Consider the following 13343-nt stretch of genomic DNA (forward strand, 5'->3'; position numbering starts at 1 on the left):
GGAAAAATAACAAGACATTCTTGAAATTGCTTTCCTTTTTGTCATTATGTGCTAAAATAAAGAAAATTAAAAATGCGAATTCGCATTTTTGACAAGAAACGTTCGGTTTTTATAAGAATTCCCCCTGGAGGACGATTATGAAGGAAAAAGAAGAATCTTTTGGTCAAAATATCCGTTCGATTCGGTTGAAACGAAAGATGACACAGAAGATGTTAGCGGAAGATATTTGTTCGCAAAGTGTTTTAAGCCGTATTGAAAACAACGAAGAGTTGCCGAATGTCTGGGTGATGTATCAAATCTGCCAACGCTTAGGAGTCACCTTAGATCAAGTAATGATGCTTCATTCGGAAGAGATCAACAAAACCAATCAAATCTTTGCCGAAATCGAATCACATTTTGTCCATAAGCAGTTTCAAGAAATGCGGGAAAAAATGGAAGATAAGGCGATCAAGGATTATTTGTATCTGGATTCAGATATGCAAATGTATTACTACTATCTAGGCAGCTGTGATTATTTCCTCGATCAAAACTATGATGCCGCCCTTGAGGCGCTGAAAAAAGGATTGGCCTACTCCTATCAACAGGATAAGACCAATGTGTCGGTGATGGAAATTCGTATCCTGAGCTGCATGGGTCGCGTCTATAGTGATTTGCTGCAACTGGGTGAAGCTCGTTTTTACTTAGAAAAAGCATACGATGCCATGCACGCATTGCCACCGGAACGTCTCTCCACATCATTGACCAAAATTTACTACAATTATGCGGTCTTTTTAAAGGAGCAACAAGAAGATTGCCTCGCGCTAAAGGTAACGAACGAAGGCATTTCCTTAGCCAGAGAAAAGAACAGTTTGTATTTTCTAGAAGAATTGTTTGAACTGAAGGGACACTTACTTTATAGACTGAAAGAAGAAAATGCAGCCGAAAAAAGTTTTCAGCTGTATCGTGCTGTCATGGATATTCGCCAATCTGACAAAGTGGTGTAGACCTTTCTTGACTTCTTCCCTAAATAAGAGTACTTTTAAGGAAGAAAAGAAATAGAGGAGCGATCAAGATGAATAAATATATTTACGCAGACAAATTCTTTCTAAAATCAGCGGTTCATGGCCCTGGTTACCTGGAGGTCAAAGAGGGGAAATTCGGAGCGATCGTCGATGAAGTCCCTTCTGGTGCAGACGTAGAAGATTATTCAGGCAAATGGGTAGCACCGGGTCTTGTGGATACTCATATCCACGGATTTATGAACCATGATGTGATGGACAACGATGCAGAAGGCATTAAAGCCATGTCGGAAGGCCTTTTATCATGTGGTGTGACTTCCTTCTTGCCAACAACCTTAACATCCAGCAAAGAACGGTTGCGGGATGTTGCTGAAACCGTTGGGAAAGTCAAAGACGAAGTTACAGGAGCAAAAATCCAAGGGATCTATTTTGAAGGCCCATTCTTTACTGAAGAACATAAAGGTGCACAAAATCCAATTTATTTTGGTGATCCTGATATCGATACCTTCCATGAATGGCAAGAAGCTTCTGGTGGAATTATCAAAAAAATCGCCTTGGCTCCTGAACGAGAAGGTGTGAGTGAGTTTGTTTCGCAAGTGACGGAAGAAGGCGTAGTGGTTGCTCTAGGCCATAGTAACGGTACATTACAAGAAGCGCAAACAGCAGTTGAAGCTGGTGCTAGCGTTTTTGTTCATGCATTCAACGGTATGCGCGGATTAAACCATCGCGAGCCTGGAATGGTTGGTGCCCTACTTTCATTAAAAGAAGTTTTTTCAGAGTTGATTTGTGATGGCCACCATGTGCATCCTCAAGCAGCTGAGATTTTGATGGAAAAAGCTGGTCACGACCATGTTGCCTTGATCACTGACTGTATGATGGCTGGCGGCATGCCAGATGGTGATTATATTTTAGGTGAATTTCCAGTAGTGGTGAAAGACGGAACGGCTCGAATGGAAACTGGCAATCTTGCTGGTAGTATTTTGAAACTAAAAGAAGCTGTGAAAAATGTAGTAGACTGGGGAATCGCTACCCCTCAAGAAGCGGTCATGATGGCCAGCTTGATTCCAGCAATCAGCTGTAAAATTGACCATGCTTGCGGCATGATCAAACAAGGTCGCCCAGCTGACTTTATTGTTTTGGATCAAGAAATGAATGTAACAGCCACCTATTTAGATGGCGTCTGCCGCTACCAGGCGTAAAATAAAACAATCTGCTTAAAGAAACAAGAAGAGAGCTTCTCTTGATCTGTTTTTTGAGCAGATTTTTTTGTTTTCAGTTATGATGAAAGAAAACGACATCCTATGAAGGAGATGATGGGGATTTGAAGACGATTTTAGTTACCGGCGCCAATGCCGGTATGGGCTTTGCAACAGCCAAACAATTGGCAGAATTGGGGATGCATGTGATTTTGTATTGCCGTTCTGCTGAACGAGGGCAGGCAGCACAGCAACGTTTGAAGGAAGAGACAGGCAATCCAAGCATCGATCTAGTGATCGGTGATTTGGGGTCGTTGGCTAGCGTACGCAAGTCAGCCGCTGAAATCAACGCCCGCTTTGAGAAATTGGATGTACTGATCAATAATGCGGGCATCGTCAATTTAAAAAAAGAGCGAACAGCCGATGGATTTGAACAAATGCTGGGCGTAAACTACGTGGGGCATTTTGAACTGACCCGTCAGTTATTGCCGCTAATAAAACGTGCCGATGCCGGCAGGATCGTCAATGTGTCATCCGGCGCCTACAAATTTGTAAAGAAAAAGGATCAGCGCTTTTTCGATGTACCGGATTTTTTCCCTTGGCGGGAATATGGCCGCTCAAAAAAAGCCCTGATTTTATTTACGGATGCGCTTGCGTTCCAGCTACGCAATACGACCGTTACTGCTAATTCCTTGCATCCGGGAGCTGTGGCGACCAGCTTAGGGGTCAGTCGACAAACAGGATTTGGTCAATCTATTTATAAAATGTTGACGCCTTTTTTTAAAACAGCCGAAGAAGGGGCAGATACAGCGATTTACTTAGCGCTAAGTCCAGACGTTGCGGATATCAGTGGCCGCTACTTTGTTGATCGTCAAGCAGTCCTAACCGAGATCCCGAAGGAGCAGCAACAAGCACAGAAACTATGGCAAGAAACGCAACAAAGAATTGCGGACCACACAAAATGATTTGTTTTGCTTTTGCCAATCTGGATCACTTTGAATAAATGACTTGTTTTTTAGCAGCACGACCTTGTGCTGCTTTTTTGCGGTTTCTTTCAAGGGAAAAAGTGTGATACACTGTTAAGCGAGAAAGCGCATGCGGCGCTGGAATTCTTGGAGGAATAAAATGAGTTATATTGAAGTAGTGAAAGAAGTGAAGAAATACACAATGGGCGATACGATGATTGCTGCCAATGATGGCGTCTCTTTTTCCGTAGAGAAAGGCGAGATCGCGCTGATCCTTGGTCCTAGTGGCGCCGGTAAGTCCACCGTTTTGAACATACTAGGCGGGATGGATCAATGTGACAGCGGCCAAGTGATTGTCGATGGAACGGATATTGCTGGTTTTGATGCTAAACAACTAACGACCTATCGTCGCAAAGACGTCGGATTTGTCTTTCAATTTTACAATTTGGTGCCGAACTTGACGGCTAGAGAAAATGTGGAACTGTCGGCACAAATCGTACCCGAAGCACTTGATGCAGCTGAGATTTTGACCCAAGTTGGATTAGGTGATCGTTTGGATCACTTTCCTGCACAATTGTCTGGCGGTGAACAGCAAAGGGTCACGATTGCTCGTGCCATAGCCAAGAAGCCCAAACTGCTGCTTTGTGATGAACCAACTGGGGCACTTGACTATGAAACGGGAAAACAGATTTTGGCTATTTTAGAAAAAACAGCTCGCGAGACTGGGACGACCGTTTTGATCATTACACACAACAGTGCATTGGCTCCCATGGCGGATCGCGTGATCCATATCAATGACGCAAAGGTTCGCAAGATGGAAAAAAATACTCATCCGATTCCAATTGCCTCTATTTCTTGGTAAATGCCTATGAAAAAAACATTATTACGTTCCAGTTTACGTGAAATTAGGCAAGCACCCGGGCGATTTTTGTCCATTTTAGGCATTATCTTTTTAGGAGTCGCTTTTTTTGTCGGGATCAGCGCCACCGGCCCTAATATGAAACAAGCTGCTGAAGATTACTTTTCTCGCCAACAATTAGCCGACCTTACAATTGCTTCAACTTTGGGGTTGTCGGATACCGATCGGCAAATCATTGAGGAAATGCCTGGCGTCACAGCGGTTGAGACGGAGCAGATCGCTGATATCAATGCCGAAAATCATCGTGCTGTGATTCGTGTCTTCTCTCTTTCAACTGATCGACCTGTCAATCAATATGAGGTGACTTCTGGTCGATTGCCGCAAAAATCAGGGGAAATCGCCTTAGATCAAGCGGCACAAAATAGTGGTGGTTTCGAATTAGATGAATCCTTTGAGTTGCCAGAAAGTGGCGAAAATCAATTAAAAACCCATACCTTCACGATCGTGGGCTTTGTCAATAGTCCTGAATATATTGAGAACTTTCATCGGGGGAACAGTACCGTTGGTAATGGGACAGTGGATTACTTTGCGGTGATTCCTGAGGAGGATTTTAAAGAAAGTGCGTACGCCCGATTTTTAGTTCGCTTTGATGACTTATCTCAAATGGAAAGCTATTCAGTGGCGTATCAGACGAAAAGAGATCAAATAAGTGCTGAAGTTGAGAAAAAGTTGGCTCCTCGGGCGCAAGGACGCAGACAAGAGCTGATCGATGAAGCACAACCAGCCATTGACGAAGCCAAAGAACAGATCCGCAACGGAGAAACGGCTCTGCAAGAAGCACAAAGGGAACTCGACGACGCACAAGAAAAATTAGCGCAGGCGCACCGGGAACTGACGGAACAAGAAGCAGCTTTCCAAACAGAAATTCAAGCTGCCCAAGAGCAGTTGAATAGTGAAGCACAAAAAATAGCTGAGGGTAAGCAAGCGTTGGCGGAAAACCAACGACTGCTGGATCAAAGCGAACAAGCGTTGCTTCAGCAAGAAGCCCAAGTAAAATCAGCCCAAGCCCAGTTAGCGCCCATTTCGGCACAAAAGTCAGAACTACAAAGTGGCACCCAACAAGTGGAGGAGCAACTTGCGCTGGCATACCAAGGCATGGATCAAATCAGAAGTGTGGGTCAACTTTCTGCAGAGGAGCAAATGGCCCAGCTGCCTACCGTCTATGCACAAGTAACAGCCGCTCTGGCACAGTTGAACCTACCGACAGATGTCCTTGGTCCGATTCCTGATCTGGAGGAAATCGATGAAACGATGATTGCTACTATGCTGACGGCAGCTGAAGATACATTGAATCCACTCATTGCTGAAGGTGAGCAACAACGTGCCCAATTAAGCGGACAACTGGCTGCAATCAATGAACAAGAAGTGCAACTTCAACGGGCGCAACAGCAAGTCAACGCTGGCTGGAGCCAGGTCAGTGCCGGACGCCAAGAATTGGCACAGGCTCAGACCCAGATCACTCAAGGAGAATCGCAGCTGAGTGTTGCTCGTGAGACTTTAGCTTCTGAGGAAGCTAATGGTCAGTCTTTGCTAGACAAGGGCTGGCTGGAATACCGAGAAAACGAAGCAACCCTTCAAGAAAAGCTAGCCGAATTTAAAGAAAGAGCACCAAAAGAACGCGAAAAGCTTGAAGATGTCAAAAAAGAAGTTGCGGAAAAAGAGCAGGAATTGTTGGAGCTAAAACCGGCAGTTTATCGTGTCGCGAACCGCGATGCGAATCCTGGTTATTCAGAATACCAAGACAATGCGGAACGCGTTTCTTCGTTAGCGACGATTTTTCCAGTCATTTTCTTTTTGATCGCAGCCTTAGTGAGTCTAACCACTATGACGCGGATGATCGATGAAAAACGCAGTGAGATCGGAACGTTGAAAGCACTAGGCTATCGCAACTGGGAGATTGGACAGAAATTTTTGCTTTATTCCTCTGCAGCAGGCATCACAGGTGCTGTATTGGGCCTAGCAGTAGGCTTTTCCTTTTTTCCAGCAATCATCATTCAAGCTTATGGACCGCTTTACAATCTCACGGAGTATGACACCCCATGGTATTTACGGCTTTCATTGATTGCTGTGGGTGTTAGCTTGCTTTGCACCATCGGAATTGCGCTGCTGGTTTTACGATTTGATTTAAGACAGTCATCGGCTTCCTTGTTGAGACCAAAGGCCCCAAAAACAGGGAAACGAATTCTCTTAGAAAGAATCACTTTTTTTTGGCGGCACTTAAGTTTTATTCAAAAAGTTACAATGCGAAACCTGTTTCGCTACAAGTCAAGAATGCTCATGACCATCTTAGGAATCGCTGGTTGCACGTCGATGATTTTAACTGGGTTTGGCCTGAGAGATTCCATCAGCAATATCATTCCTTTGCAGTTTGAGAAAATCTGGCAATATCAGGCGGTGATTACCTTTGATGACGAGGATTCGGAAGCAATGAGTGAAACAAAAGCCGCCGCAGAAGATATTGAAGGCTTTGAAGCAGGGTTATTCTTGCATACGGAAAGTCTGACGTTGGCTCAATCGGGGGTCACGCAGCAAGAAGTAACCGTCACCGTGCCAGAAGATCCTGCGGCTTTATCGAGATTTGTCCACTTGAATGATCGGGTTTCAGGAGAAGCTTACGAGCTAGAAGGAGAGGGTGCCATCATCAATGAAAAGCTTGCTAAGTTGTTTGGATTATCGGTGGGTGATACGATAACGTTGACGAATGAAAGCGGCGAGGAATTTCAACTGAAGGTAGCTGCCATCGCAGAAAACTACACGGGCCATTTTGCTTATTTGACACCTGAAACGTACGAAAAGATCTTTCAGGAAACGCCTGCTTACAATAGTGAGTTATTGAAATTCAATCAGCGCTTAAGCAAAACAGATGAAGAAGCGATCGCAGCTGACCTGATGGCACAAGATAATGTCATCAATGTTTCCTTCCTCTCAGCTTCAGCGGATGCCTTAGATGACACGACAGCAACCTTGAACATCGTCATTTGGATCTTGATCACGTCAGCAGGAGCATTAGCCTTTATCGTGTTGTACAACTTGAACAATATCAATATAGCGGAACGGATCCGCGAGTTGTCGACTATCAAAGTATTAGGCTTTTATGATCGAGAAGTGACGATGTACGTCTTTCGTGAGAATATCTTTTTAACGATTTTCGGTATTGGTTTTGGCTTGTTATTAGGGGTGCTTCAGCATCAATTTGTCTTACAGACCATCGAAGTTGATATCGCCATGTTTTCACCGACAGTCGAACCAATGAGCTATGTGTATGCAGCGGGATTGACCTGCTTGTTTTCAGGCGTGGTAGGGATCGCGATGTATTTCAAGTTGAAACATGTCAATATGATCGATGCCTTGAAAGCCAATGAGTAACAAAAACAGCCTTTTTTCAGAAGCATTCTGGAAAAAGGCTGTTTTTATTTTTCTTGTTTTTCTTGCTCAGAGATTTCCCCTTGGACTTCTTCTAGCATGGCTTTTAGTTCAAGCTCTTTTTGCCTTAGCACGACCAAATCTTCTTGAATCTCATCTTTTTTCTCTTCCTCAGGTGGTCGAATAACAAAATTGATTGACAGGGCAACTAAGGTACCGATAAAGGTATCAAGCACACGGTCCAATGCAAAGATGATCGATTCCCCTTGTGGGACACTGGAAGTGATCAACAGCATCGTCGCAATGGCAGAGATGATGCCAGAATTGTTATTGATGCCATCTGAAAAAACGATGACAAAGATGACCAGTGCGGGCAGGACAAACAATTCGATCAGAAAATCATTTTGAAAATATTGCTTCGTCAAAAAATAAAAAATGGCTGTACCGCCGCCGATCGTATTTCCTAGTACCCGTGATTTCCCAAAAGAGATTGTTGTTGTCAGGTCTTGTCGCAATGAAAAGACAGCAGACAAGGCAGCAATCAAAGGCTGGCCGCGATCAAGGAAATGAAAGAGCAGAATACAAAGCATGACAGCGATGGCTGTTTTTATCGTTCGCATACCTAAGCGAAAACGCCCCAGTTTCATGGTAGAATGCCCCCTTTACTTAATCATACCCAATGCTGTTGAGAAATTCTAGTCTTATTCCTCACAATTTAGTATACTTTTCAAAGGAGGTGACAAAAATGAAAATTGGATTGAGAACAGTGAAGACAGCAGTTGCTGCCGGTTTGTCCATGTTTCTTGCTCAGCAGATCGGTCTATTGTATGCACCAGCCGCAGGGATCATCGCAATTTTGAGTGTTGGGAATACAAAGAAAACCTCGCTCTTTACAGGAATCGGTCGCTTGGTTTCCTTGGCGATCGCGACGCTCCTAGCTTTTGTCAGCTTTCATCTTTTAGGCTTTGGTCCGCTGGGCTTTGTTCTTTTTCTCTTCCTATTTATTCCGACGGCAGTCTATTTCAAATTAACCGATGGGATCGTGGTCAATTCGGTCTTGGTGACCCATTATATGATGGAACGTTCTTTTGCTTGGCCATTGATTGGAAATGCTTTTTTGTTGATGAGTATTGGCATCGGCTTTGCACTTTTATTTAACTTGTATATGCCAGACGGCGAACGGGCATTGAAAGAAAAACAGCAGTTGGTGGAAGAAACGTTTAAAAGTCTTTTAAAAGACATGTCGATCGCGTTAACAGAAAAAGAAAAGGCGACGCTCCCTCATGTTTGCCAAGCATTGTTAGGAGAAATCAAGCAAGGCAAACAGCAAGCGATGGTTCATAGTGAAAACCAGTGGCGAGGAGAAGCCTCTTATTATGAAGAGTATTTCACCATGCGGCAAAGTCAAGCGCGCTTACTCTTGGAAATGGTTGATCTATTACAATTGTTTTGGGTAGAAGAAGCCTATACAAATGCGTTTCAAGAGCTGCTATCCTTTACCGCCCAGTCCTTTCATGAAAATAACGATGGAAAAGAGATCTTGGCAAAAATTGCAGCTTTATACGAAGATTATCGACAAAAACCATTGCCGCAAACAAGAGCAGAATTTGAAAATCGGGCCCAGCTGTTTCAGTTTCTGCAAACCTTTAAAAGTTTTATTGAAATCAAAGCCGACTTTTCTGAACAGATTCAGACGATGGAGCGCTAAAAAAAAGACTCCTGCAAAGGAGTCTTTTCACTTTTACTGTTGTTCCCAAAAAGCTTGCATTTGATCAAGAACGTCAATGACATCGGTGGTCAAATGGATCGATCCTTCGATCTCGCCATCGATGGCTTTGATCATATTGGCAATTTCATAATTAAGGGCTTGACTGCTGTCGCCAGCTTCAATCACTTCATTTGTTCCATCTCGGAAATGGATCACGGCTTTGTCCGCACGAGGGTATTCATCTACGGTAATGTATCCTTCTTCGAAAGCGACGATACCGGTTTTAGGCATTTTCGCTTGAAAAGTCAGCGTGACACTAGCCATTTCATCAGCTGGATTTTGGAGGATCGTTACAGATTGTTCGTCTACACCAGTAGAGAAGGGCTTCATGCTGCTAAACGCCACTTCTGGCGTATCCGTCATGAAAAAGCGAGCAAATGAAACGGCATATGTGCCAATATCCAGTAACGCACCGCCACCTAAATCTGGGTTGAAGAAACGATTGGTGGGATCAGGATCTTTATAGCTGCCAAATGGTGCTTGGATCATTTTTAATTTTCCTAAGCGTCCAGCATCGATCTCTTCTTTCAAACGTGCATAAACCGGCATATTGAAGATCGTCATAGCTTCTTCTAAGATCAGATTTTTTTCTTTGGCTAAGGTCAATTCTTCAGCTAATTCATCGGCACTGGTCGTAATGGCTTTTTCACAGAGGACATGTTTTCCGGCCATTAGAGCTTTCATAATAAATTCGTGATGAAGATCATTAGGTACTGCAATGTACACAATATCAATTTGCGGATCTTCCAGCATAGCATCTGTGCTTTCATAAGCATGGGGGATAGCGTATTTTTCGGCAAAGGCCTGGACTTTTGGCAAACTGCGGGCGCTGACTCCATACAGTTCACTTGCTTCATTGGAAAAACCAGCGGCAAATTGTGTCGCGATGTCTCCAAGTCCAATCATTCCCCAACGGTATTTTTTCATCATTGATCATCTCCTTCATATTTAGTATAACAAAAGAAATGAATTCTTTAAAATAATCAAAAACAATCGCAAAAAGTTTCCATTACGGCTGACTTTCAGTAAAATATAGAAGAGGAGGGATAACATATGCATAATGTATCAATAGCCATTATTTTAAATACGATTATCGAGCAATATACATCAGAAAAACAGTTTTATGAGACACATTTAGGAATCACTGAGGAGCAATGGGAAGCTTGGAAAAGCGGCACAATGAGTTTATCGCCTGCTGAAAATCAGAAAGTGAAACTGCTGTTTTCGGATTATGAATGGATGCTGATCCAAAAAATCATTCGCCAGACCGTCATTTATCCAGAAAAACGCAATCAAGCGGTCGTCGAGTTCAAAAAAATGAAAACCCAAATCGCCAGAACGTGGCTAGGTAGCGATTTAGCAAAAGTCGAATTGTTAACAGAATCTGAAGAAACAGCCCAATACCTTGATTTGAGAGTCAGTATTACGTATGATGAGTGGGGTTATGATGATATATTAAACTTCCGATTGCCCGCTGTTGTTCAGCAGCAGATCCGCAATGAAAAAATCGAGTTGTTAGAGTGGGTTAAAGAAAATCTGGAAGAAACTTATAATTAAAGGTAGGGTATTTTTTGAAAAAGTATTATGGAATGGCTGCGGCAGCAGGATTCTTGTTTCTGGTTCTTTTAACCATTCAAGTGAACCGAGTGACCGCAGTCACCCCAATAAAGAATCTAAGTATCGCTCGTTCTACTACTCAAACAGTGACGAGCGCAACAACTGAATCCAGCAGTCAAACTTCGACGGAATACTCAGAGGATGCGCAAGAACAAGCAGCTGTTAGTGATGAAGTGAACGAAGATGATTTCCCAACTGTCTCATTGGATGATTGGTCATTGGCTCTGGTAGGACCAAAAAATAAAATCGTCAGCGAAATCGCGCAAGAAGATTTGGGGAAATTATCAAATGGCTACCTTGTGGACAAGCGAATCGTTTCGGCATACGAAGAACTAGCTGACGCAGCAAAGGTGGCTGGATATCCTTTAGTCATGGTCTCTGCTTACCGTTCGGTAGAGTATCAACAGGAAATATTCGATGCCAATGTCAATAGCTTGATCCGCCAAGGGAATACAAAAGAAGAAGCAATTCGTATCACGAAACTGACCTTTACTGAACCGGGATATAGTGAGCACCATACCGGTCTTGCGATTGACGTAATCGATGAAGACTGGTATCAAAATCATACAGGCGAACTTCTCAATGAGGGATTCGGCGTTACAGACGGTGGAAAATGGCTACAAGCCCATGCGAGAGAGTATGGGTTCATCATCCGTTATCCGAAAGGGAAACATGACATTACCCAAATCGATTATGAACCATGGCATTTACGCTATGTAGGCGTCGAAGTGGCGACATATATTGAAGAACATGAGGTAACATTCGAAGAGTTTCTTGATGAGGCAAAAGAACACATCACTCGTAAAGAAGCAGAACTGTCGTATCACGAAGTGGCAGATCCTTTGCAGGAGGACTGGATCTTTACTAATTCTCTTACTAGAAATCAAGAAAATAGTCAACGAGCACAAGAAGAGTTGTTGATGAGTGGAGGCGATTTGTTCGCTAAGAACGTGTTTAGTCAGACAAAGGAAGTGAAAAAATGAGCGCAAGACGAAAAAAACAGAAGACTCGTTTCCCATTAGTCTTTCTAGGGTTATTCTTAATTGGGATTGCTTTTATTTTTTCCTTAAATAGTTTGGCGGATCCTCTTCCGAAAGAGGAAGAAACAAATACTGAAGCGATCTCTCATGAAGAATTTATCGATCGCATTGCTCCTTACGCGCAAGAACTGCAAAAAGGCTATGGGATTTTACCAAGTATCATTATAGGTCAGGCGATTCTTGAATCAGATTGGGGCCAGAGTTCTCTAGCCAGCAAATACAATAATTTATTTGGCATCAAGTCATTTGGTCATTCAAAAAAGGTGACATTAGATACCCAAGAGTTTTATAATGGAGAATGGGTCACGATTCAAGGAGATTTTCGTGTCTATGATACTTGGGAAGAATCAATGGATGATCATACGATGTTGTTTGTAAATGGTGTTGATTGGAATCCTGCGCTTTATGTAGATGTCTTGACAGCAAACGACTACCGCAGTGCCGCACAAGCCTTACAAGATGCAGGATATGCAACGGATCCAGATTATGCCAGCAAAATCATTCAAGTCATTGAAACCTACCAATTGAATCGATTTGATCAATAAGAAAAGAGAGTTGGCTGCTTATGGAAGAAAAATATATGCCAAAAATCACCACTGATTTACGCAAAGATATCGTCAAAGTGCCTAAAGTTATTCGAGAGGCTAGCGGCATTCAAATATTTGGGAAACAAATCCGCTCCATTATTTTTACTACGGATATTGCGATCATCCGTAATACAAATGCGGACGCTGTGATAGCGGTCTATCCTTTTACACCGCACCCAGCAATTACGAAAGCAATTATCGAAGCAGCGGATATTCCAGTGTTTTCTGGTGTCGGCGGCGGCTTGACCCAAGGATTCCGCTCTTCTTATATGAGCATGTTTGCTGAAGCTCAGGGATCGATCGGGGTCGTCTTAAACGGACCCACGCCATTGAAAACTGTGGAGCAAGTCTGTAAAGTCGTGGATATTCCCGTTATCAGTACCGTAACGAGTAAGTATACTGAAATTGATGCCAAACTTGAAGCTGGTGTGAAGGTCATCAATATCAGTGCCGGCAAGGACACAGCGGATACCGTGGCTTTCTTCCGTAAAAAATATCCGAAGCTGCCGATCATTGCAACGGGTGGTCCAACTGAGGAGAGCATCTTAGAAACGATTGAAGCAGGTGCGAATGCGATCACTTACACGCCGCCTTCCAACGGGGAGCTTTTCAGTAAAAAGATGGAGCACTATCGTGATATGGAGAAACCAGAGTAGCAAATGATCCACAAATGAGAATATTTTTATTTATAAAGGGCATTCCATGCTTGTGTTTTTAATCAAAGACAGGCATAATCGAATCTATCATTTAAAAATTACTTGTATATCGTCGAAATATGGTCGACAGTCTCTACCCGATACCGTAAATATCGGACTATAAGTAAAAATCGTGCCTGTTAGACACTTTTTTTGCTTTGGCAAAAAGAGTGTCTTTTTTTTCAGGATGGAATA

12 protein-coding genes and 1 riboswitch are annotated in these 13343 nt (G+C 43.1%); of the genes, 10 read left to right on the top strand and 2 right to left on the bottom strand.

Annotated elements, in window-relative coordinates; genetic code table 11:
• Positions 1-137: 137 nt before the first annotated feature.
• The 5 genes from A5877_RS15945 to A5877_RS15965 all read left to right on the top strand — a co-directional run bounded on the left by A5877_RS15945 (position 138) and on the right by A5877_RS15965 (position 7444).
• Positions 138-983 carry a helix-turn-helix transcriptional regulator gene (locus A5877_RS15945; RefSeq protein WP_086317267.1) on the top strand — a complete coding sequence of 282 codons (846 nt, stop codon included), beginning with the start codon at positions 138-140 and terminating at the stop codon, positions 981-983.
• Between the two features lie 68 nt (positions 984-1051).
• Positions 1052-2197 carry an N-acetylglucosamine-6-phosphate deacetylase gene (gene nagA, locus A5877_RS15950; RefSeq protein WP_005236444.1) on the top strand — a complete coding sequence of 382 codons (1146 nt, stop codon included), beginning with the start codon at positions 1052-1054 and terminating at the stop codon, positions 2195-2197.
• A gap of 122 nt (positions 2198-2319) precedes the next feature.
• Positions 2320-3159 carry an SDR family oxidoreductase gene (locus tag A5877_RS15955; RefSeq protein WP_086317269.1) on the top strand — a complete coding sequence of 280 codons (840 nt, stop codon included), beginning with the start codon at positions 2320-2322 and terminating at the stop codon, positions 3157-3159.
• A 160-nt stretch (positions 3160-3319) separates the two neighbouring features.
• Positions 3320-4021 (top strand): ABC transporter ATP-binding protein, encoded by a 702-nt coding sequence (locus A5877_RS15960; RefSeq protein ID WP_086317272.1) that lies wholly within the window; start codon positions 3320-3322, stop codon positions 4019-4021.
• Positions 4022-7444, top strand: a complete 3423-nt coding sequence (locus A5877_RS15965) for an FtsX-like permease family protein (RefSeq protein ID WP_086317274.1) — start codon at positions 4022-4024, stop codon at positions 7442-7444.
• Positions 7445-7488: 44 nt separating this feature from the next.
• Here the strand turns inward: A5877_RS15965 and A5877_RS15970 are convergent, their stop codons facing one another.
• A complete protein-coding gene (locus A5877_RS15970; RefSeq protein WP_005231932.1) occupies positions 7489-8088 on the bottom strand; it encodes an aromatic acid exporter family protein in 600 nt (199 codons plus the stop codon).
• Positions 8089-8186: 98 nt separating this feature from the next.
• Between A5877_RS15970 and A5877_RS15975 the strand changes: the two genes are divergently transcribed.
• Complete coding sequence (locus tag A5877_RS15975; RefSeq protein WP_086317276.1) at positions 8187-9149, top strand: aromatic acid exporter family protein; 963 nt, start codon at positions 8187-8189, stop codon at positions 9147-9149.
• Between the two features lie 33 nt (positions 9150-9182).
• Here the strand turns inward: A5877_RS15975 and A5877_RS15980 are convergent, their stop codons facing one another.
• Positions 9183-10139 carry a Gfo/Idh/MocA family protein gene (locus A5877_RS15980; RefSeq protein ID WP_086317277.1) on the bottom strand — a complete coding sequence of 319 codons (957 nt, stop codon included), beginning with the start codon at positions 10137-10139 and terminating at the stop codon, positions 9183-9185.
• A 123-nt stretch (positions 10140-10262) separates the two neighbouring features.
• Here A5877_RS15980 and A5877_RS15985 point away from each other — a divergent pair, with 123 nt between their 5' ends.
• Genes A5877_RS15985 through A5877_RS16000 form a run of 4 tightly spaced genes read left to right on the top strand, consistent with a single transcriptional unit; the run spans position 10263 to position 13109 of the window.
• A complete protein-coding gene (locus A5877_RS15985) occupies positions 10263-10766 on the top strand; it encodes a hypothetical protein (RefSeq protein WP_086317279.1) in 504 nt (167 codons plus the stop codon).
• A 32-nt stretch (positions 10767-10798) separates the two neighbouring features.
• A complete protein-coding gene (locus tag A5877_RS15990; protein ID WP_086317476.1) occupies positions 10799-11809 on the top strand; it encodes a M15 family metallopeptidase in 1011 nt (336 codons plus the stop codon).
• Positions 11806-12411, top strand: coding sequence for a glycoside hydrolase family 73 protein (locus tag A5877_RS15995; RefSeq protein WP_005236425.1), 606 nt, complete (start codon positions 11806-11808; stop codon positions 12409-12411). The genes A5877_RS15990 and A5877_RS15995 overlap by 4 nt, the downstream gene beginning before the upstream one ends.
• Positions 12412-12431: 20 nt before the next feature.
• Positions 12432-13109, top strand: coding sequence for a hydrolase (locus tag A5877_RS16000; protein WP_008381475.1), 678 nt, complete (start codon positions 12432-12434; stop codon positions 13107-13109).
• A gap of 82 nt (positions 13110-13191) precedes the next feature.
• A riboswitch (purine riboswitch) is annotated at positions 13192-13289 on the top strand.
• The last annotated feature ends 54 nt before the right edge of the window (positions 13290-13343 follow it).

It is taken from the genome of Enterococcus sp. 3C7_DIV0644 (genome assembly GCF_002141235.1).
Classification (GTDB): domain Bacteria; phylum Bacillota; class Bacilli; order Lactobacillales; family Enterococcaceae; genus Enterococcus_D; species Enterococcus_D entomosocium.

Coding starts and splice junctions, on each gene's coding strand:
- A5877_RS15945 (WP_086317267.1), top strand. CDS start 138: ATGAAGGAAAAAGAAGAATCTTTTGGTCAAAATATCCGTTCGATTCGG.
- nagA (WP_005236444.1), top strand. CDS start 1,052: ATGAATAAATATATTTACGCAGACAAATTCTTTCTAAAATCAGCGGTT.
- A5877_RS15960 (WP_086317272.1), top strand. CDS start 3,320: ATGAGTTATATTGAAGTAGTGAAAGAAGTGAAGAAATACACAATGGGC.
- A5877_RS15965 (WP_086317274.1), top strand. CDS start 4,022: ATGCCTATGAAAAAAACATTATTACGTTCCAGTTTACGTGAAATTAGG.
- A5877_RS15970 (WP_005231932.1), bottom strand. CDS start 8,088: ATGAAACTGGGGCGTTTTCGCTTAGGTATGCGAACGATAAAAACAGCC.
- A5877_RS15975 (WP_086317276.1), top strand. CDS start 8,187: ATGAAAATTGGATTGAGAACAGTGAAGACAGCAGTTGCTGCCGGTTTG.
- A5877_RS15980 (WP_086317277.1), bottom strand. CDS start 10,139: ATGATGAAAAAATACCGTTGGGGAATGATTGGACTTGGAGACATCGCG.
- A5877_RS15985 (WP_086317279.1), top strand. CDS start 10,263: ATGCATAATGTATCAATAGCCATTATTTTAAATACGATTATCGAGCAA.
- A5877_RS15990 (WP_086317476.1), top strand. CDS start 10,799: ATGGCTGCGGCAGCAGGATTCTTGTTTCTGGTTCTTTTAACCATTCAA.
- A5877_RS15995 (WP_005236425.1), top strand. CDS start 11,806: ATGAGCGCAAGACGAAAAAAACAGAAGACTCGTTTCCCATTAGTCTTT.
- A5877_RS16000 (WP_008381475.1), top strand. CDS start 12,432: ATGGAAGAAAAATATATGCCAAAAATCACCACTGATTTACGCAAAGAT.